This window comes from Pseudomonas sp. A1230 (assembly GCF_044218825.1).
Taxonomy (GTDB): Bacteria; Pseudomonadota; Gammaproteobacteria; order Pseudomonadales; family Pseudomonadaceae; genus Aquipseudomonas; species Aquipseudomonas iridis.
On record NZ_CP162582.1, the window covers coordinates 304,890 to 324,197 of the forward strand.

At 58.0% G+C, this 19,308-nt stretch carries 17 protein-coding genes; 14 read left to right on the forward strand and 3 right to left on the reverse strand.

Annotation, left to right across the window (positions count from 1 at the left end):
* Positions 1 to 164: 164 nt before the first annotated feature.
* Genes dapC through map form a run of 3 tightly spaced genes read right to left on the reverse strand, consistent with a single transcriptional unit; the run spans position 165 to position 4,933 of the window.
* Positions 165 to 1,364: a succinyldiaminopimelate transaminase gene (dapC, locus tag AB4P97_RS01385; RefSeq protein ID WP_395601980.1), complete on the reverse strand. Its 1,200-nt coding sequence runs from the start codon at positions 1,362 to 1,364 to the stop codon at positions 165 to 167.
* A gap of 43 nt (positions 1,365 to 1,407) precedes the next feature.
* Complete coding sequence (locus tag AB4P97_RS01390; RefSeq protein WP_395601981.1) at positions 1,408 to 4,110, reverse strand: [protein-PII] uridylyltransferase; 2,703 nt, start codon at positions 4,108 to 4,110, stop codon at positions 1,408 to 1,410.
* 40 nt (positions 4,111 to 4,150) lie between these two features.
* Positions 4,151 to 4,933 carry a type I methionyl aminopeptidase gene (gene map, locus AB4P97_RS01395; protein ID WP_042557873.1) on the reverse strand — a complete coding sequence of 261 codons (783 nt, stop codon included), beginning with the start codon at positions 4,931 to 4,933 and terminating at the stop codon, positions 4,151 to 4,153.
* A gap of 375 nt (positions 4,934 to 5,308) precedes the next feature.
* Between map and rpsB the strand changes: the two genes are divergently transcribed.
* From rpsB to lpxB, 14 genes are all read left to right on the forward strand, one after another.
* Positions 5,309 to 6,049 (forward strand): 30S ribosomal protein S2, encoded by a 741-nt coding sequence (gene rpsB, locus AB4P97_RS01400; protein WP_042557874.1) that lies wholly within the window; start codon positions 5,309 to 5,311, stop codon positions 6,047 to 6,049.
* Positions 6,050 to 6,241: 192 nt separating this feature from the next.
* On the forward strand, positions 6,242 to 7,105 hold the full coding sequence (tsf, locus tag AB4P97_RS01405; protein WP_042557875.1) for a translation elongation factor Ts: 864 nt from the start codon (positions 6,242 to 6,244) through the stop codon (positions 7,103 to 7,105).
* Positions 7,106 to 7,313: 208 nt separating this feature from the next.
* Positions 7,314 to 8,057, forward strand: a complete 744-nt coding sequence (pyrH, locus tag AB4P97_RS01410; RefSeq protein ID WP_003222124.1) for a UMP kinase — start codon at positions 7,314 to 7,316, stop codon at positions 8,055 to 8,057.
* The gene (frr, locus tag AB4P97_RS01415) at positions 8,054 to 8,611 is read left to right on the forward strand and encodes a ribosome recycling factor (protein ID WP_042557876.1); all 558 of its coding nucleotides are present in this window, start codon (positions 8,054 to 8,056) and stop codon (positions 8,609 to 8,611) included. Before pyrH ends, frr begins: the two co-directional genes overlap by 4 nt.
* Positions 8,612 to 8,625: 14 nt before the next feature.
* Positions 8,626 to 9,381 (forward strand): polyprenyl diphosphate synthase, encoded by a 756-nt coding sequence (uppS, locus tag AB4P97_RS01420; protein WP_042557877.1) that lies wholly within the window; start codon positions 8,626 to 8,628, stop codon positions 9,379 to 9,381.
* The gene (locus AB4P97_RS01425) at positions 9,381 to 10,187 is read left to right on the forward strand and encodes a phosphatidate cytidylyltransferase (protein ID WP_047299909.1); all 807 of its coding nucleotides are present in this window, start codon (positions 9,381 to 9,383) and stop codon (positions 10,185 to 10,187) included. Before uppS ends, AB4P97_RS01425 begins: the two co-directional genes overlap by 1 nt.
* On the forward strand, positions 10,184 to 11,374 hold the full coding sequence (gene ispC / locus AB4P97_RS01430; RefSeq protein WP_200613715.1) for a 1-deoxy-D-xylulose-5-phosphate reductoisomerase: 1,191 nt from the start codon (positions 10,184 to 10,186) through the stop codon (positions 11,372 to 11,374). Before AB4P97_RS01425 ends, ispC begins: the two co-directional genes overlap by 4 nt.
* 54 nt (positions 11,375 to 11,428) lie before the next feature.
* On the forward strand, positions 11,429 to 12,781 hold the full coding sequence (gene rseP / locus AB4P97_RS01435; protein WP_047299911.1) for a sigma E protease regulator RseP: 1,353 nt from the start codon (positions 11,429 to 11,431) through the stop codon (positions 12,779 to 12,781).
* 74 nt (positions 12,782 to 12,855) lie between these two features.
* Positions 12,856 to 15,246: an outer membrane protein assembly factor BamA gene (gene bamA, locus AB4P97_RS01440; protein WP_042557881.1), complete on the forward strand. Its 2,391-nt coding sequence runs from the start codon at positions 12,856 to 12,858 to the stop codon at positions 15,244 to 15,246.
* Positions 15,247 to 15,291: 45 nt separating this feature from the next.
* Positions 15,292 to 15,795, forward strand: a complete 504-nt coding sequence (locus AB4P97_RS01445; protein WP_042557882.1) for an OmpH family outer membrane protein — start codon at positions 15,292 to 15,294, stop codon at positions 15,793 to 15,795.
* 3 nt (positions 15,796 to 15,798) lie between these two features.
* Positions 15,799 to 16,854 (forward strand): UDP-3-O-(3-hydroxymyristoyl)glucosamine N-acyltransferase, encoded by a 1,056-nt coding sequence (lpxD, locus tag AB4P97_RS01450; RefSeq protein ID WP_047299912.1) that lies wholly within the window; start codon positions 15,799 to 15,801, stop codon positions 16,852 to 16,854.
* Between the two features lie 106 nt (positions 16,855 to 16,960).
* Positions 16,961 to 17,401: a 3-hydroxyacyl-ACP dehydratase FabZ gene (fabZ, locus tag AB4P97_RS01455; RefSeq protein WP_042557884.1), complete on the forward strand. Its 441-nt coding sequence runs from the start codon at positions 16,961 to 16,963 to the stop codon at positions 17,399 to 17,401.
* Positions 17,398 to 18,174 carry an acyl-ACP--UDP-N-acetylglucosamine O-acyltransferase gene (gene lpxA / locus AB4P97_RS01460; RefSeq protein WP_042557885.1) on the forward strand — a complete coding sequence of 259 codons (777 nt, stop codon included), beginning with the start codon at positions 17,398 to 17,400 and terminating at the stop codon, positions 18,172 to 18,174. The genes fabZ and lpxA overlap by 4 nt, the downstream gene beginning before the upstream one ends.
* 2 nt (positions 18,175 to 18,176) lie before the next feature.
* Positions 18,177 to 19,307: a lipid-A-disaccharide synthase gene (gene lpxB, locus AB4P97_RS01465; RefSeq protein WP_042557886.1), complete on the forward strand. Its 1,131-nt coding sequence runs from the start codon at positions 18,177 to 18,179 to the stop codon at positions 19,305 to 19,307.
* Position 19,308: the final 1 nt, after the last annotated feature.

The window sequence follows — 19,308 nt, forward strand, 5'->3', positions numbered from 1 at the left end:
AGGCTCGGTTTTAGTAGAAGTTCGCGCGATTAAAGTCGCTCTACAGTGGCCAGCGTTTCAAGGGGGAAATTAGACCGAGCAGGGAGAAGAGTAAATGTGCTCGTTGTAAACGCTTATATCACGACGGTTGATACCCGCACCGGATTGCCCGGTGCGGGCCATGATTACTGTTGGCGAGTAATGAACGCGCGGATCCGCTGTGCCGCCTCAACGCATTCGGCAAGTGGTGCAACCAGCGCCATCCGTACCCGGCCTGCGCCCGGATTGACGCCTTCCACTTCGCGGGACAAGTACGAACCTGGCACTACGGTCACGTGTTCTTCGGCAAACAGGTCACGGCAGAATGCCGCGTCGTCACCTTTCACGTTTGGCCACAAATAAAAGCTGCCATCGGGACGCTGCACGTCCATTACCGGGCTGAGGATTTCCAGTACCGCGTCGAATTTCTCGCGATACAAAGTGCGGTTGGCGCGCACATGTTCTTCGTCATTCCAGGCGGCAACGCTGGCCAGTTGGGTTTGAACCGGCATCGCACAGCCGTGATAGGTGCGATAAAGCAGGAAACCCTTGAGGATCTCGGCATCGCCGGCAACGAAGCCGGAACGCAAACCGGGCAGGTTCGAGCGCTTGGACAGGCTATGGAACACCACGCAGCGCTTGAAATCCTTGCGACCCAGTTCGACGCACGCGCTGAGCAGGCCCGGCGGAGGAGTCTGCTCGTCGAAGTAAAGCTCGCTGTAGCACTCGTCGGCGGCGATCACGAAGTCGTGTTCATCCGCCAGGGCGATGAGTTTTTTCAGGGTGTCGACCGGAATCAGCGCGCCTGTCGGATTACCCGGCGAGCACAGGAAAAGAATCTGGCAGTGCTTCCAGATGTCCGCTGAAACAGCGTCGAAATCCGGGTTGAAGCCGTTATCGTCCAGGCACGGCAGGTAATGTGGCTTGGCGCCGGCCAGGAACGCCGCGCCTTCGTAGATCTGATAGAACGGGTTCGGGCTGACCACCAGCGCATCATCACCACGATTGACCACGGTCTGGGTGAAGGCGAACAGCGCTTCACGGGTGCCATTGACTGGTAATACGTTGCGGGCCGGGTCGATCCAGCCGCTCGGAACGCCGAAGCGGCGTTCGCACCAGCCGGCGATGGCTTCGCGCAGGGCCGGGATGCCGAGCGTGGTTGGATACACCGCCATCTGATCCAGACTGTTTGCCAATGTCTCGGCGACAAAGCTTGGCGAACGGTGTTTCGGCTCACCGATGGACAGCGCGATCGGGCGCTTGTCCGGGTTCGGGGTCACGGTGCCGAGCAGGGCGCGGAGCTTCTCGAACGGGTAGGGCTGGAGCTGGTTCAGAGCGTTGTTCATCGGTGCGGGGTCTCGTGCAAAGCGGTTAAATCAGGTCGCGCATTCAAATACTGATGCGCGAAAGATTGATATCGGGTTCATGGCTGACGCTCAACTGCTCGACAATCGCATCCTGCAAGCGGCTGCACAGCAGCGGATCGGACAAGGGCTGATTTTTCGCATCAGTAATAAAGAACACGTCCTCCACTCGTTCGCCCAACGTTGCAATTTTGGCGTTTTGCAGCGACAGGTCAAACTCCAGAAAGATGCCGCCGATCCGCGCCAGCAGACCTGGTCGGTCAGGCGCGGTCAATTCCAGTACGGTGACCGGGCGTTGCGCGTCGTTGTGGATAGTGACCTGTGGCGCGAACGCGAAATGCTTAAGCTGGCGGGGCACCCGACGCTGAATGATCGTCGGGTAGTCGTCCGGATTGCGCAGAGCGTCGGTCAAACCGTCGCGGATCTGCTTGATCCGCACAGGGTTGTCGCCGATGGATTCGCCATCGTTGTCGAGCACGATGTAGGTGTCGAGGGTGAACTGGCTGCTCGAGGTGATAACCCGGGCGTCGTGAATGTTCAGGTTGAGCTGATCCATCGCCGCCACGGTCACCGCGAAGAAGTCGTGCTGATCCGGCGCATAGATGAAGATCTGTGTGCCGCCCTCGAACTCGCGCTGGGTGGTTTCCTTGATCAGTACCAGCGGCCCGCCATCGACGGGTTGCTGGAGGATCGCATCGCTGTGCCAGGCCACGTCGCCGGCGGTGTGGCGCAGGAAATAGTCGTCGCCCAGTTGCGCCCACAATTGTTCGACGTCGTCCGGATCGGTGCCGCCGCGCACGAGGATGTCGAGTGCCGCGCTCTGGGTCTGGCGGATCTGCTCTTCGCGATCCACCGGGTTCTCCAGACCGCGACGCAATGCCCGCTTGGTTTCGGTGTAGAGCTGGCGCAACAGGCTGGCGCGCCACGAATTCCACAGCGTCGGATTGGTCGCGTTGATGTCGGCCACGGTCAGTACGTACAGATAGTCGAGACGGGTTTCATCGCCGACCGCCTGCGCAAAATCGTGGATCACCTGCGGGTCGGACAAGTCCTTGCGCTGGGCGGTGGTCGACATCACCAGGTGGTTCTGCACCAGCCAGACAATCAGGCGGCTATCCCACACTGGTAACTGATGGCGCTGGCAGAACGCCTCGGCATCGATCGCGCCTATCTCCGAGTGATCGCCATGACGGCCCTTGCCGATGTCGTGATACAGGCCGGCGAGATAAATCAGCTCGGGTTTCGGCAGCTTGGCCATGAGCTTGCTGGCCAGCGGGAATTTTTCCGACACCTGGGTGTACTGCAGCTTACGCAGGTGTTTGATCAGGTTCAGCGTGTGTGCATCGACCGTATAGATGTGGAACAGGTCGTGTTGCATCTGCCCGACGATAAAACCGAACTCCGGCAGGTAGCGCCCGAGAATGCCGTAACGGTTCATCCGTCGCAGATTGCGATGAATGCCGATCTTGCATTTGAACAGCTCGATAAACAGGCTGGTATTGCGGATGTCGTTGCGGAAGTCGTCGTCGATCAGGTGGCGATGTTCGCGCAGCAAACGAACGGTGTCGGCGCGCACGCCTTTGATTTCCGGCTGCTGGGCCATCAGCACGAATATCTCGAGCATGGCGAATGGGGTGCGGCGGAACACATTGTCGTTGCGCGCTTCGATGTAGCCGTCATGTAGCTGGAAGCGCGAATTGATCGGCTGCGGCGGCGCTTCGTCTTCCGGCGCGAGGATGACTTCCTCGAAGTGCTGGATGATCAGGTCGCTCAGCTGGGCGATGCTCATCACCACCCGATAATACTGCTGCATGAAGTTTTCGATGCTGTGCTTGGCGTCATCGCCTTCGAACCCCAGCAACGTCGCAATCGAACGCTGATGATCGAACAGCAGGCGGTCTTCGGAGCGCCCGGCGAGCATGTGCAGGGCGTAGCGCACCTTCCAGAGGAATTCCTGAGAGGACGCGAGCAACGCATTCTCGCTCTCCACCAGAAAACCTTCGCCGGCGAGTGCACGCAAATTCAGCGTGCCGTACTGACGACGGGCAACCCACAGAATCGTCTGAATATCCCGTAGTCCGCCGGGCGAGCCTTTGACGTTGGGTTCCAGGTTGTATTCGGTATCGTTGTACTTGTGGTGGCGAGCTTTCTGCTCGGCGCGTTTGGCCAGGAAAAACTCCTTGGCCGGCCACATGTGCGCAGTGCTGGTGACGTCGAGCATGCGTTGACGCAAACGCTCGGGGCCGCTGATGGTGCGGCTTTCCATGAGATTGGTGACCACGGTCAGGTCAGCGCGCGCCTCTTGCGCGCATTCGTCCACCGAGCGAACGCTCTGACCGACTTCCAGGCCGATGTCCCACAACAATGTGAGAAAACGCTCGATGGAATCGCGGAAAACCTCGTGGTCGGCGCTGTCCAGCAGGATCAGCAAATCGATGTCCGAGTAAGGGTGCAATTCGCCCCGGCCGTAGCCGCCGACCGCGACCAGTGCGATGTCCGCGTCTTCGCTCCAGTTGAACTGCTCCCAAGCCTTTTGCAGGATATTGTCGACGAACCAGGCACGGTCTTCGATCAGCCGCCGAATATCACGACCACTGCGAAAACGTGCGTCGAGCACTTCGCGGGCCTGGCGAATCGCCTTCTTGAAGGCGGCGATGGGGCTCGCTTTCAGAGCCAGCTCAGCCTGGAACTGGCCACGGTCGAAGAGTTCGGGATCCACCTGCGGCATCGATTGGCTTTCCTTCTATAAGGCTGGGAGCGTTTGTGGATCAGGCCGAGATGCGTGGAATGGTGTCATCGGCACGCAGGGTGAAGATCTCGTAGCCGGTGTCGGTGACCAACAGGGTGTGTTCCCACTGGGCCGAGAGCTTGCGGTCCTTGGTGATCGCGGTCCAGCCGTCGCCCAATACCTTGGTGTCGGCCTTGCCCTGATTGATCATCGGCTCGATGGTGAAGGTCATGCCGGCCTTCAGTTCCATGCCAGTACCGGCGCGGCCGTAGTGCAGGATCTGCGGCTCTTCGTGGAACACCTTGCCGATGCCGTGGCCACAGAACTCGCGAACCACCGAGAAGCCGTTCTTTTCCGCGTGTTTCTGGATAACTTCACCGATGTCGCCGAGCCGGCAGCCGGGTTTGACGATCTCGATGGCCTTGTACATGCATTCCTGAGTGATCTGCGACAGACGCTCGGCCCACACCGGCACTTCACCGACATGGAACATGCGGCTGGTATCGCCGTGGTAACCGTCCTTGATCACGGTCACGTCGATGTTCAGGGTGTCGCCGTTTTTCAGCGGCTTGTCATTCGGGATGCCGTGGCAGACGACGTGGTTGATCGAGGTGCAGATCGACTTCGGGTAGCCCTTGTAGTTGAGCGGGGCAGGGATGGCCTGCTGCACGTCGACGATGTAGTCGTGGCAGATCTGGTTCAGTTGATCGGTGGTAACGCCCGGTTTGACGTGTTCGGCAATCATTTCCAGCACATCGGCGGCCAGTTTGCCGGCGACACGCATGCCAGCGATGTCCTCGGGAGTTTTGAGGTTAACGGTCATACAGGCTCTCTTTGCGCTCGGCGGCGCTTGCTGTTACGGATAGGGTGGCAGGTGTGCGTTTTTTGCGACCCTGAAAAACGCGATTCTAACAGACGAGAGGAGCAAATCCGCGCCTGCATGCATCGCTTCTGTCTATACAATGGTGCCCGCGGCGCCGATTCCAAGAGAGCTGAGCCCATGTCCTTGGTGTGATTGCAGATTTCGAGTTCCGTTTCTGCCTTCCTTGTGATATAAAATGCGCCGCTTTCCGGGGATACCCCGAAAGGCTTAAATCCACACACGTGTCGACACGATGACCTGGGTGCTTTTGGCGTTATGCCACTGGTTGGTCATTGGGATACGTGGAGGCCAAACCCGACTTATTAAGGAACTATCATGTCCCAAGTCAATATGCGCGATATGCTGAAGGCCGGTGTGCACTTCGGTCACCAAACCCGTTACTGGAACCCGAAAATGGGTAAATACATTTTCGGCGCGCGTAACAAGATTCACATCATCAACCTTGAAAAAACCCTGCCAATGTTCAACGAAGCTCTGACTTTCGTAGAGCGTCTGGCCCAGGGCAAAAACAAGATTCTGTTCGTCGGCACCAAGCGTTCCGCTGGCAAGATCGTTGCTGAAGAAGCAGCACGTTGCGGTTCGCCGTACGTCGATCACCGCTGGTTGGGCGGCATGCTGACCAACTTCAAAACCATTCGTGCTTCCATCAAGCGTCTGCGTGACCTTGAAGTTCAAGCCGAAGACGGTACTTTCGCCAAGCTGACCAAGAAAGAAGCGCTGATGCGCACTCGTGATCTTGAGAAGCTGGATCGCTCCCTGGGCGGCATCAAGGACATGGGCGGTCTGCCAGACGCACTGTTCGTGATCGACGTTGACCACGAGCGCATCGCGATCACCGAAGCCAACAAGCTGGGCATCCCGGTAATCGGCGTTGTCGATACCAACAGCAGCCCGGAAGGCGTTGACTACATCATCCCAGGCAACGATGACGCAATCCGCGCTATCCAGCTGTACATGGGTTCGATGGCTGACGCTGTTATCCGTGGTCGCAGCAATGTTGGCGGCGGCACTGTAGAGTTCGCAGCTGAAGAAGCTCCGGCAGCTGCAGCTGAGTAATTGACGCCCTGGCGTTGACTCAGTAAGCAAAAAGGGGGCTTGGCCCCCTTTTTGCCACCTCGAAAACCATTTGTTAACAGCGCAGCTACAGCATCTGTAACGTGCAGCGGCTAACAAGGGTGTTTCGGGAAGAATTGAACGCCCGTTCGATCGGGTGGAATGGTTGAAAACCTATCCAAGAGGAATTTGAAAATGGCAGAGATTACTGCAGCGTTGGTTAAAGAACTGCGTGAGCGTACTGGCGAAGGCATGATGGATTGCAAAAAGGCCTTGACCAAGGCCGGCGGCGACATCGAAAAAGCCATCGACGACATGCGTGCTTCGGGCGCCATCAAGGCCGCCAAGAAAGCCGGCAACGTCGCTGCTGAAGGCGCGATCGCTCTGGTTGAAGACGGCAAGTCTGCCGTTCTGCTGGAAGTGAACTCGCAGACCGACTTCCTGGCTCTGCAAGACGACTTCAAGGCATTCGTTGCTGCCAGCGTCAAAAAAGCATTCGACGAGAAGCTCACTACCGTTGAGCCTCTGATCGAATCGCAGGAAGCTGATCGCCTGGTACTGGTCGGCAAGGTTGGCGAAAACGTCAACATCCGTCGTCTGGTTCGCGTTGAAGGTGATGTTGTTGGTGGTTACCTGCACGGCAACAAGATCGGTGTTGCAGTTGTTCTGAAAGGCGGCGACGTTGAGCTGGCCAAGGACATCGCTATGCACGTAGCGGCGACCAACCCTGAATTCCTGCTGCCATCGGAAGTTTCCGCTGAAGCGGTTGAGCGTGAGAAGGGCGTTTTCCTGAGCCTGAACGCTGACAAGATCGCTGGCAAGCCAGAAAACATCGTTGAAAACATGATCAAAGGCCGTATCAGCAAGTTCCTGGCTGAAGCGAGCCTGGTTGAGCAGGCGTTCGTCAAGAACCCTGAAATCAAGGTCGGCGACCTGGCCAAGAAAGCCGGCGCTGAAATCGTTTCCTTCACCTACTTCAAAGTAGGCGAAGGCATCGAGAAGCCGGTCGACAACTTCGCTGAAGAAGTTGCTGCCCAGCTGGCTGCCGCCAAGCAGTAAGACGGTTTTCAACTGTCGCCCGAAAGAGGCTGCCCGCTCACGCGCGCAGCCTCTTTTCAGATGGGGTAACCAATTATTTATTGGTTTCCACTTGGAACTGACTTACAAAGCCATGTTCCGATGGCGCTGAAGCAGCGCCAAGCTAGAGTGAACGCCAGCTGAAAACAGCTCGCAAAGAATTTTAAATACGCCGCAGGAGAGATTCGCAATGGCTCAGCAGGGCAGTGGTTATCAGGCTCGCTATAAACGCATTCTACTCAAGCTTAGCGGCGAGGCCCTGATGGGCTCGGAAGAGTTCGGGATCGATCCAAAAGTGCTGGATCGGATGGCGCTGGAAGTCGGCCAACTGGTCGGCATCGGCGTACAGGTCGGTCTGGTGATCGGCGGTGGCAACCTGTTCCGCGGCGAAGCCTTGAGCAAAGCCGGTATGGATCGGGTGACAGGCGACCACATGGGCATGCTGGCCACTGTGATGAACGCCCTGGCCATGCGCGACGCGCTGGAACGTGCGAATATCTCGGCAATCGTCATGTCGGCCATTTCGATGGTGGGCGTGACCGATCACTATGATCGCCGCAAAGCCATGCGTCACCTGAACTCCAAAGACGTCGTGATTTTCGCAGCCGGTACCGGCAATCCGTTCTTTACCACGGATTCGGCAGCCTGCCTGCGTGCAATCGAAATCGATGCCGATGTCGTCCTCAAGGCGACCAAGGTCGATGGCGTCTACACCGCAGATCCGTTCAAAGACCCGCATGCCGAGAAGTTCGATCATCTGACTTATGATGAAGTACTGGATCGCAAGCTGGGTGTAATGGACCTGACAGCTATTTGCCTGTGCCGCGACCACAAGATGCCGCTGCGTGTATTCAACATGAACAAGCCCGGCGCCCTGCTGAACATCGTGCATGGCGGCGCTGAAGGCACCCTGATCGAGGAAGGTCAACAATGATCAACGAAATCAAGAAAGACGCTCAAGAGCGTATGCAGAAATCCCTGGACTCTCTGGCCCACGCATTTGGTCAGATTCGTACCGGCAAGGCTCACCCAAGCATTCTGGGCAGCGTAATGGTGCCGTACTACGGCGCTGATACCTCCATTACCCAAGTGGCCAACATCACCGTAAAAGACTCGCGCACCCTGCAAGTCGTGGCTTTCGAGCGCAACATGCTCGCGGCTGTCGACAAGGCGATCCAGAGCGCTGGCCTGAACCTCAACCCGACCAACCTGGGCGAGTTGTTGCTGATCTCCATGCCTGCCCTGACCGAAGAAACCCGCAAGGGCTTCACCAAGCAGGCACGCAGTGCCGCTGAAGACGCTCGTGTTGCCGTGCGCAACATCCGTCGCGATGCGCTGGGCGATTTGAAGAAGCTGGTTAAAGACAAAGAAATCAGCGAAGACGAAGAGCGTCGCGCTGCAGCCGATATCCAGAAACTCACCGACAAGGCTGAGGCTGATATCGACGCGGCTACCAAGCAGAAAGAAGCGGATTTGATGGCCGTATAAGGGTCGAGTTTTTAATGGACAAGACCAAGCAGACTGCGCCGTCCGCGGTGCCGCGCCATGTCGCGATCATCATGGATGGCAACAATCGCTGGGCGAAAAAACGCTTTATGCCGGGTGTCGCCGGGCATAAGGCGGGCGTGGATGCGGTTCGTGCGGTAATCGAGGTGTGTGCCGAGGCCAAGGTCGAGGTGCTCACCCTGTTCGCTTTCTCCAGTGAAAACTGGCAGCGCCCGGCCGATGAGGTCAGCGCTTTGATGGACCTGTTCTTCAAGGCGCTGCGTCGTGAGGCCAAGCGCCTTAACGACAACAACATCAGCTTGCGCATCATCGGTGATCGCTCGCGCTTTCATCCGGAGCTTCAGGTCGCGATGCGCGAAGCCGAGGCCATGACCGCGGGTGCCAACCGTTTCATCCTGCAAATTGCCGCCAATTACGGCGGTCAGTGGGATATCGCACAAGCTGCACAGCGTCTTGCACGTGAGGTTCAGGCCGGGCATCTGCGTCCGGAAGACATCACCCCGGATCTGCTGCAGACGTGTCTGGCAACCGGCGATCTGCCGTTGCCGGACTTGTGCATCCGCACCGGTGGCGAGCACCGCATCAGCAACTTCCTGTTGTGGCAACTGGCTTACGCCGAGTTGTACTTCTCCGACCTGTTTTGGCCGGACTTCAAACACGATGCCATGCGCAATGCGCTGGCCGATTTCGCTTCGCGCCAACGTCGCTTCGGTAAAACGAGCGAACAGGTCGAAGCTGGAGCCCGGGTTTAATGCTTAAACAACGAATCATCACCGCGCTGATCCTGCTGCCGATCGCCTTGTGCGGGTTTTTCCTGCTTGAAGGTTCCGGTTTTGCGCTGTTCATCGGTCTGGTCGTGAGCCTGGGCGCCTGGGAATGGGCGCGACTCGCGGGCTTCACTGCACAATCGTTCCGCGTCGGTTTTGCCGCCGTCGTCGCGTTGATGCTGTTCGTCATGTATGTGCTGCCCGGTCTCGCACCTTGGGTGCTCGGTGCTTCGGTGCTGTGGTGGGTGGTCGCGACGTATCTGGTGCTGACCTATCCACGTTCCAGCGAGCATTGGTCCAGTGCGGCCACCAAACTGGTGATCGGCTTGCTGATTTTGCTGCCGGCCTGGCAAGGTCTGGTACAAATCAAGCAGTACCCGCTGGGTAACTGGCTGATCATGGCGGTCATGGTGTTGGTCTGGGGCGCTGATATCGGTGCCTATTTCTCTGGCCGTAAATTTGGCAAGCGCAAGTTGGCTCCTCAAGTCAGCCCCGGTAAGAGCTGGGAAGGCGTTTACGGTGGTCTGGCGCTGAGCCTGGTGATCACCGCGATTGTCGGCCTGGTGCGTGACTGGACGGTGGCCGAGTTGCTCAAGGGTCTGATTGGCGCTGCGCTGATCGTCTTTATCTCGGTCGTGGGAGACCTCACCGAAAGCATGTTCAAGCGCCAGTCCGGCATCAAGGACAGCAGTAACCTGCTGCCCGGTCATGGCGGCGTGCTTGATCGCATCGACAGTCTGACCGCGGCCATTCCAGTGTTTGCCGTGTTGCTGTGGATGGCTGCGCCGTGAGCCGCCCGCAACTGATTACCGTACTGGGTGCTACCGGCTCGATTGGTCTGAGCACCCTTGATGTGATTGCGCGTCATCCTGAGCGTTATCAGGTGTTCGCGTTAAGCGGTTTCACGCGCCTCAGCGAACTGTTGGCCTTGTGCATACGTCACGTGCCGCAATTTGCCGTGGTGCCGGAAGTCGCTGCAGCTCGCGGTTTGCAGGACGATTTGCGTGCAGCCGGTCTGACGACCCGTGTGCTGGTGGGTGAGGCTGGCTTGTGTCAGGTAGCTTCTGCGCCGGAAGTCGATGCGGTCATGGCGGCGATCGTCGGCGCCGCAGGCCTGCGTCCGACGCTGGCGGCTGTCGAAGCAGGCAAGAAGATTCTCCTGGCTAACAAGGAGGCGCTGGTCATGTCCGGCGCCTTGTTCATGCAGGCTGTGCGCAAGAGTGGTTCGGTGCTGCTGCCAATCGACAGCGAGCACAATGCGATTTTCCAGTGCATGCCACAGGATTTCGCCAGTGGATTAAGCAAGGTCGGAGTCCGTCGGATTTTACTGACAGCTTCTGGTGGACCGTTCCGGCAGACGCCCATGAGTGAGTTGGCGCATGTTTCGCCTGAACAGGCGTGTGCGCATCCGAACTGGTCAATGGGTCGCAAGATTTCCGTGGATTCGGCCAGCATGATGAACAAAGGTCTCGAACTGATCGAGGCCTGCTGGTTGTTTGATGCAAAACCAGCGCAGGTCGAGGTGGTGATTCATCCGCAAAGCGTGATTCACTCGCTGGTCGATTATGTCGACGGTTCGGTCCTGGCTCAGTTGGGCAATCCTGACATGCGCACTCCGATCGCCAGCGCGCTGGCCTGGCCGGAGCGTATCGACTCCGGCGTCGCGCCGCTGGATCTGTTTGCGATCGCGCGTCTGGACTTCGAAGCGCCGGATGAAGAGCGCTTCCCGTGCCTGCGTCTGGCGCGGCAAGCGGCCGAGGTGGGCGACAGCGCACCGGCGATGCTCAATGCGGCCAACGAAGTGGCGGTGGCAGCGTTTCTCGACGGACGGGTTCGTTACCTGGAAATCGCGAGTATCATCGAGGAAGTCTTGAACCTCGAGCCGGTCGTAGCGCTGGATGATCTCGATGCTGTGTTCACGGCGGACGCGAAGGCGCGAGTTCTGGCCGAGCAATGGCTGGCTCGTCACGATCGATAGGTTTTGCAACACAATAGTTTCAAGCAGCACTGAACAGGATTGCGGAGAAAGTAGATGAGCGCGCTCTATATGATTGCCGGCACCCTGATCGCCTTGGGTGTGCTGGTCACCTTTCACGAATTCGGCCACTTCTGGGTCGCGCGTCGCTGTGGCGTCAAGGTTCTGCGCTTTTCCGTAGGCTTTGGCATGCCACTGCTGCGCTGGCACGACAAGCAAGGTACTGAGTTCGTCATCGCTGCGATTCCGCTGGGTGGCTACGTCAAGATGCTCGACGAGCGCGAAGGCGACGTCCCGGTTGATCAGCTCGATCAGTCGTTCAACCGCAAGTCCGTTCGCCAGCGTATTGCTATTGTCGCGGCTGGCCCTATCGCCAACTTTCTTCTGGCCCTGGTGTTCTTCTGGGTATTGGCGATGCTCGGTAGTGAGCAGGTCCGCCCGGTAATCGGTGCGGTCGAATCCGGCAGCATCGCCGCGAAGGCTGGTCTGGGTGCAGGTCAGGAGATCGTCGCGATTGATGGCGAGCCGACTTCCGGCTGGGCCGCCGTCAATTTGCAGCTGGTTCGCCGGCTCGGCGAAAGCGGCTCGCTGCAGGTGCTAGTGCGCGAGCAGGGCTCTACGGCGGATTCGCCGCGTGAGCTGACGCTGGACAAATGGCTCAAGGGGGCTGATGAGCCGGATCCGATCCGCTCTCTGGGGATTCGTCCATGGCGTCCTGCCCTGCCACCTGTGCTCGCCGAGCTTGATCCAAAAGGCCCGGCCCAGGCCGCTGGCCTGAAAACCGGTGATCGCCTGGTGTCTCTTGACGGTCAGGCGCTCAATGACTGGCAGCAGGTGGTCGATACCGTTCGTACGCGTCCTGATACCAAAATCTTGCTGCGGGTCGAGCGCGATGGTGCTCAAATCGACGTCCCTGTCACTTTGGCAGCGCGCGGTGAAAGCAAGGCGCCAAGCGGTTATCTGGGCGCAGGTGTCAAAGCGATCGACTGGCCGCCGGAGATGATCCGCGAAGTCAGTTATGGTCCGTTAGCCGCGATTGGCGAGGGCGCCCGTCGTACTTGGACCATGAGCATCCTGACGCTGGATTCGCTCAAGAAAATGCTGTTCGGCGAGCTCTCGGTAAAAAACTTGAGTGGACCGATAACCATTGCTAAAGTGGCGGGCGCTTCTGCCCAGTCGGGTGTCGCTGATTTCCTGAATTTCCTTGCTTATCTGAGTATTAGCCTGGGTGTTCTGAATTTGCTGCCCATTCCTGTACTGGATGGGGGGCATTTGTTGTTTTATCTGATCGAGTGGGCGCGTGGTCGTCCCTTGTCGGATCGGGTGCAAGGTTGGGGGATACAGATCGGTATCAGTTTGGTGGTCGGGGTGATGTTGCTTGCTCTGGTCAACGATCTGGGTCGACTGTAACGCTTCGCTGAATTGCGAATCTGCCGCATTTTGCGGCAGTTTGTTTATTGCCAGTTGGAATAAGAAAGGACTTCATGAAACGTCTGCTGCTAACTGCGGTTCTCACCGTATTGATGATCGCCGAAGTTCACGCCGAGTCCTTCACCATCTCTGATATTCGCGTCAATGGCCTCCAGCGGGTCTCCGCGGGTAGTGTCTTTGGTGCCTTGCCGTTGAACGTCGGCGAGCAGGCGGATGATCGTCGCCTGGTGGAATCCACTCGTGCGTTGTTCAAAACCGGTTTCTTTCAAGATATCCAGCTGGGCCGCGAAGGCAACGTTCTGGTGATCACGGTCGTCGAACGTCCGTCGGTTGCCAGTATCGAGATCGAGGGCAACAAGGCGATCTCCACTGAAGACTTGATGAAAGGCCTTAAGCAGTCCGGTCTGGCCGAAGGCGAAATCTTCCAGCGTGCCACCCTCGAAGGTGTGCGTAACGAACTGCAGCGCCAGTACGTCGCGCAAGGTCGCTATTCGGCTACGGTCGATACCGAAGTGGTATCGCAGCCGCGTAACCGCGTCGGCCTGAAAGTGAAGATCAACGAAGGCACCGTTGCGGCCATTCAGCACATCAACGTGGTGGGTAACACGGTTTTCCCTGAGGATGACCTGACCGACCTGTTCGAGCTGAAGACCACCAACTGGCTGTCGTTCTTCAAGAACGATGACAAATATGCCCGTGAAAAACTGTCCGGTGACCTGGAGCGTCTGCGCTCCTACTATCTGGACCGCGGCTATATCAACATGGATATCGCTTCGACCCAGGTGTCCATCACCCCGGACAAGAAGCACGTCTACATCACTGTCAACGTGACCGAAGGCGAGAAGTACACCGTTCGCGACGTCAAACTCAGCGGTGACCTCAAAGTTCCTGAAGACCAGATCAAGTCCTTGTTGCTGGTGCAGAAAGGCCAGGTGTTCTCGCGCAAGCTGATGACCACCACCTCTGAACTGATCACCCGTCGTCTGGGTAACGAGGGTTACACCTTCGCCAACGTCAACGGCGTGCCTCAGCCGCACGATGATGACAACACCGTGGACATCCTGTTTGCCGTCGATCCGGGCAAGCGTGCCTACGTCAACCGCATCAACTTCCGTGGTAACACCAAGTCGGAAGATGAAGTGTTGCGTCGTGAAATGCGTCAGATGGAAGGTGGCTGGGCTTCGACTTACCTGATTGACCAGTCCAAGACCCGTCTTGAGCGTCTGGGCTTCTTTAAAGAAGTCAACGTCGAAACCCCGGCCGTTCCGGGCGTCGATGACCAGGTTGATGTGAACTACAGCGTTGAAGAGCAGGCGTCGGGTTCGATTACCGCCAGTGTCGGTTTCGCCCAGAGTGCCGGTCTGATCCTCGGTGGTTCGATCACCCAGAACAACTTCCTCGGCACCGGTAACCGCGTCAGCATCGGTCTGACACGAAGCGAATACCAGAGCCGCTACAACTTCGGCTATGTTGACCCGTACTGGACCGCCGATGGCGTAAGCCTGGGTTACAACGCGTTCTACCGCACCACTGACTACGATGAACTCGATGCCGATATCTCGAGCTACTCCGTAGACAGCCTGGGCGCCGGTGTCAACGTTGGCTACCCGATCAGCGAGACTTCGCGACTGACCTTCGGTCTGTCTGCTCAGCAAGACACGATCAATACAGGTAAATACACCGTTGACGAGATTTTTGACTTCGTCAAAAAGGAAGGCGACAGCTATCTGAACTTCAAGGCGTCGGCCGGCTGGTCCGAATCGACCCTGAACAAAGGCGTTTTGCCGACCCGTGGCCGTTCCCAGAGCCTGACCCTGGAGAGCACCATTCCGGGCAGCGACCTGTCGTTCTTCAAACTTGATTACCGTGGCCAGTTGTTCCAGCCGCTGAGCGAAAACTACACCATGCGTCTGCACACCGAACTCGGTTATGGCGACGGTTACGGTTCGACTGACGGCTTGCCGTTCTATGAAAACTACTATGCTGGTGGTTTCAACTCGGTTCGTGGTTTCAAGGACAGTACGCTTGGCCCGCGAAGCACGCCAAGTCGTGGTGTAGGTGAGACCGGTAACACAGGTACGCTGGCCGATCCGGATCAGGATCCGCTGCCGTTCGGCGGTAATGTGCTGATCCAGGGTGGTGTCGAGTTGCTGTTCCCGCTGCCATTTGTCAAAGATCAGCGCTCCCTGCGTACTTCGGTATTCTGGGATGTGGGTAACGTATTTGACTCCAAGTGCGAGAAGACTACCAACGCTACCGTCGGTTCGACTTCCGCCACTAAGTGCAATGACATCAGCCTGAGCAACATGGCAAGTTCCGTCGGTGTGGGCGTGACCTGGGTCACCGCGCTGGGTCCTCTGAGCTTCGCGTTGGCCATGCCGATCAAGAAACCGGATGACGCTGAAACTCAAGTGTTCCAATTCTCCCTCGGCCAGACGTTCTAAGCGTCTGACCCAAGATAACGACAATGGATTTTGTAGGAGTGCATCGTGCGTAAGTTGACTCAATTGGTTCTCCTGGCCTCCGTACTGGTGGCAGGCCCGGCGTTCGCCGACATGAAAATCGCTGTCCTGAACTATCAGATGGCCTTGCTGGAATCCGACGCGGCGAAGAAGTACGCCGTGGATGCCGAGAAGAAGTTCGGTCCGCAACTGACCAAACTGAAGACTCTGGAAAGCAGCGCCAAAGGCATTCAGGATCGTCTGATGGCCGGTGGCGACAAGATGCAGCAAGGTGAGCGTGAGCGTCTGGAACTTGAATTCAAGCAGAAGGCCCGTGATTTCCAGTTCCAGTCCAAGGAACTGAACGAAGCCAAAGCCGTTGCCGACCGCGAAATGCTCAAGCAACTGAAGCCTAAACTGGATGGCGCCGTGGAAGAAGTCATCAAGAAAGGTGGTTTTGACCTGGTGTTCGAGCGTGGCGCAGTCATCGATGTCAAGCCTCAGTACGACATCACGCGCCAGGTTATCGAGCGCATGAATCAGCTGAAGTAACCCATGACCGTGACTATCAAGCTCGGCCAGTTGGCCGAGTTCCTCGGCGCCACCCTGCGTGGCGACGCGGAGAAGCAAATTACTGGGCTAGCCACTTTGCAAGAGGCTGGCCCAGCTCAGTTGAGCTTTCTGGCAAATCCGCAATATCGCAAATTCCTTGCCGGTTCTCAGGCAGCAGCGTTGCTGCTCAAAGAAGCGGACGCCGAGGGTTTTGCCGGTAATGCATTGGTGGTGCCGGATCCTTATCTGGCCTATGCACGCATCTCTCACTTGTTCGATCCCAAGCCAAAATCCACTGCGGGTATTCATCCTTCGGCGGTGATTGCGGCTGATGCGGTGGTTGATCCAACCGCCAGCATCGGTGCGTTTGTGGTGATCGAGGCGGGTGCGCGGATTGGTGCGCAGGTCACTCTGGGTGCCCATTGTGTTATCGGTGCACGCAGTGAAATCGGTGAGGGCGGCTGGCTCGCTCCACGGGTGACGCTGTATCACGATGTGCGCATCGGCAAACGTGTGGTTATCCAGTCCGGAGCCGTACTCGGTGGTGAAGGCTTCGGCTTTGCCAACGAGAAGGGTATCTGGCAGAAAATCGCCCAGATTGGTGGTGTGACCATCGGTGACGATGTGGAGATCGGCGTGAATACCGCCATCGACCGCGGTGCGCTGGCCGATACCGTTATCGGCAATGGTGTAAAACTCGACAACCAGATCCAGATTGCTCACAACGTCCAGGTTGGTGATCACACCGCGATGGCTGCGTGCGTGGGCATCTCCGGCAGCACCAAAATCGGCAAGCACTGCATGCTGGCCGGCGGTGTCGGTCTGGTCGGGCACATTGATATTTGCGACAACGTTTTCCTGACCGGGATGACCATGGTGACCCACTCGATTACCGAGCCGGGTGCCTATTCTTCCGGCACAGCCATGCAACCGGCTGCCGAATGGCGCAAAAGCGCGGCACGCATCCGTCAGCTCGATGACATCGCGCGACGTTTGAAACAGCTGGAAAAGCGCGTAGGGGAAGTGACCCCTGACGGCAATGCTTCATCAGATGGCTGATACCATTTCCATATCAAGTGTGCACAGCCTCTAGACTGCCTCCTTGATTTGCTAGAGGAGTGCGCGTCAGTCGCGCTCCCAATCTTTACATAGGCTTCCCCCCGAAATGATGGACATCAACGAGATTCGCGAATACCTGCCTCACCGTTACCCGTTCCTGCTGGTGGACCGGGTGGTGGATCTGGACACTGAAGGCAAGCGAATTCGCGCCTACAAGAATGTCAGCATCAATGAGCCGTTCTTCAATGGTCACTTCCCTGCGCACCCAATCATGCCGGGCGTGCTGATCATCGAAGCCATGGCTCAGGCTGCCGGGATCCTCGGTTTCAAAATGCTCGACGTCAAACCGGCCGACGGCACTCTGTATTACTTCGTTGGTTCGGACAAACTGCGCTTCCGTCAGCCAGTCAAGCCGGGCGACCAGTTGATTCTTGAAGCCACGTTCATCAGCTGCAAACGCAAGATCTGGAAATTCGAATGCCAGGCTTCGGTCGATGGCAAGCCGGTCTGCTCGGCCGAGATCATCTGCGCGGAACAAAAAGTATGAGTTTGATTGACCCTCGCGCAATCATCGATCCGTCGGCCGTTCTGGCTGACGGCGTCGAGGTCGGCCCGTGGTCGATCATCGGCGCAGGTGTGGAAATCGGCGAGGGTACCGTGATCGGGCCGCATGTGATCCTCAAAGGTCCGACCCGCATCGGTAAACACAATCGCATCTACCAGTTTTCTTCGGTAGGCGAAGACACGCCCGACTTGAAGTACAAGGGCGAAGAAACCCGCCTGGTGATCGGTGACCACAACGTCATCCGTGAAGGCGTGACGATTCACCGTGGCACCGTTCAGGATCGTTCGGAAACCACGCTGGGCGATCACAACCTGATCATGGCCTATGCCCACATCGGTCACGACAGCGTCATCGGCAATAACTGCATTCTGGTCAACAACACCGCGTTGGCTGGCCACGTGCACGTCGATGACTGGGCGATCCTCTCCGGGTTCACCCTGGTTCACCAGTATTGCCACATCGGCGCCCACAGTTTTTCCGGTATGGGCACGGCGATCGGCAAAGATGTTCCGGCCTTTGTCACGGTATTTGGCAACCCGGCCGAAGCGCGCAGCATGAACTTCGAGGGTATGCGCCGTCGCGGGTTCAGCGAAGACGCTATCCACGCGCTGCGCCGTGCTTATAAAACCGTTTATCGCCAAGGGCTGACAGTTGATCAGGCCTTGGCCGACCTGGCAGGACCTGCTGCTCAGTTCCCGGAAGTCGCGGTGTTTCGCGATTCCATCGAGTCGTCGACTCGCGGCATCACCCGCTGATCATGGCCAGTCTGCGTATTGCGCTGGTGGCGGGGGAGGCTTCCGGTGACATTCTCGGTGCCGGCCTCATGCGTGCCCTCAAGGCACAACACCCGTCAGTCGAGTTCATCGGTGTCGGCGGTCCGTTGATGCAGGCCGAAGGCCTGACTTCCTACTTCCCCATGGAGCGCTTGTCGGTCATGGGGCTGGTTGAGGTTCTCGGCCGATTGCGCGAGTTGCTCAAGCGTCGCAAAAAGCTGATTGCCACGCTGATTGCCGAGAAGCCTGACGCGTTCATCGGCATCGATGCCCCGGACTTCAACCTCAATATCGAACTCAAGCTGCGTCAGGCCGGGATCAAAACCGTGCATTACGTCAGCCCGTCGGTGTGGGCATGGCGGCAGAAGCGCGTGCTGAAGATTCGCGAAGGTTGCGATCTGATGCTTACGCTGTTCCCGTTCGAAGCCAAATTCTACGAAGAGAAAGGCGTGCCAGTGCGGTTCGTCGGTCACTCGCTGGCCGACGCCATACCGCTGCAAGCCGATCGCGCCGCTGCACGTGCCGAGCTGGGCCTGCCAGACGGGCCGCTGGTCGCGTTGATGCCCGGCAGCCGTGGCGGTGAAGTCGGTCGTCTCGGCGCGTTGTTTCTCGATACTGCCCAGCGCCTGCGGGCCCTGCGTCCGGGTGTGCGTTTTGTCATGCCGTGCGCCAGTCCGGAGCGCCGTGTGCAACTTGAAGAGCTGCTCGCCGGCCGTGATCTGCCGGTGACGTTGCTCGATGGCAAATCCCACTTGGCTCTGGCCGCGTGCAATGCAGTGCTGATCGCTTCCGGCACGGCGACCCTTGAAGCGCTGTTGTACAAGCGGCCGATGGTGGTTGCGTATCGCCTGGCACCGCTGACGTTCTGGATTCTCAAACGCATGGTCAAGAGCCCGTACGTGTCCCTGCCGAACCTGCTGGCCCAGCGCTTGTTGGTGCCGGAATTGTTGCAGGACGATGCGACAGTCGAGGCGCTGGCTCAGACCCTGTCGCCATTGATCGAGGGCGGCGAAGAGCAGACCCGTGGTTTCGACGAGATCCATCGCACCCTGCGGCTGGATGCTTCCAACCAAGCGGCGGACGCCGTGCTGAACCTGGTCGGTCAAACACGATGAG

Coding starts and splice junctions, on each gene's coding strand:
- AB4P97_RS01425 (WP_047299909.1), top strand. CDS start 9,381: ATGCTTAAACAACGAATCATCACCGCGCTGATCCTGCTGCCGATCGCC.
- tsf (WP_042557875.1), top strand. CDS start 6,242: ATGGCAGAGATTACTGCAGCGTTGGTTAAAGAACTGCGTGAGCGTACT.
- bamA (WP_042557881.1), top strand. CDS start 12,856: ATGAAACGTCTGCTGCTAACTGCGGTTCTCACCGTATTGATGATCGCC.
- AB4P97_RS01390 (WP_395601981.1), bottom strand. CDS start 4,110: ATGCCGCAGGTGGATCCCGAACTCTTCGACCGTGGCCAGTTCCAGGCT.
- frr (WP_042557876.1), top strand. CDS start 8,054: ATGATCAACGAAATCAAGAAAGACGCTCAAGAGCGTATGCAGAAATCC.
- fabZ (WP_042557884.1), top strand. CDS start 16,961: ATGATGGACATCAACGAGATTCGCGAATACCTGCCTCACCGTTACCCG.
- lpxA (WP_042557885.1), top strand. CDS start 17,398: ATGAGTTTGATTGACCCTCGCGCAATCATCGATCCGTCGGCCGTTCTG.
- map (WP_042557873.1), bottom strand. CDS start 4,933: ATGACCGTTAACCTCAAAACTCCCGAGGACATCGCTGGCATGCGTGTC.
- lpxB (WP_042557886.1), top strand. CDS start 18,177: ATGGCCAGTCTGCGTATTGCGCTGGTGGCGGGGGAGGCTTCCGGTGAC.
- uppS (WP_042557877.1), top strand. CDS start 8,626: ATGGACAAGACCAAGCAGACTGCGCCGTCCGCGGTGCCGCGCCATGTC.
- rpsB (WP_042557874.1), top strand. CDS start 5,309: ATGTCCCAAGTCAATATGCGCGATATGCTGAAGGCCGGTGTGCACTTC.
- pyrH (WP_003222124.1), top strand. CDS start 7,314: ATGGCTCAGCAGGGCAGTGGTTATCAGGCTCGCTATAAACGCATTCTA.
- rseP (WP_047299911.1), top strand. CDS start 11,429: ATGAGCGCGCTCTATATGATTGCCGGCACCCTGATCGCCTTGGGTGTG.
- dapC (WP_395601980.1), bottom strand. CDS start 1,364: ATGAACAACGCTCTGAACCAGCTCCAGCCCTACCCGTTCGAGAAGCTC.
- lpxD (WP_047299912.1), top strand. CDS start 15,799: ATGACCGTGACTATCAAGCTCGGCCAGTTGGCCGAGTTCCTCGGCGCC.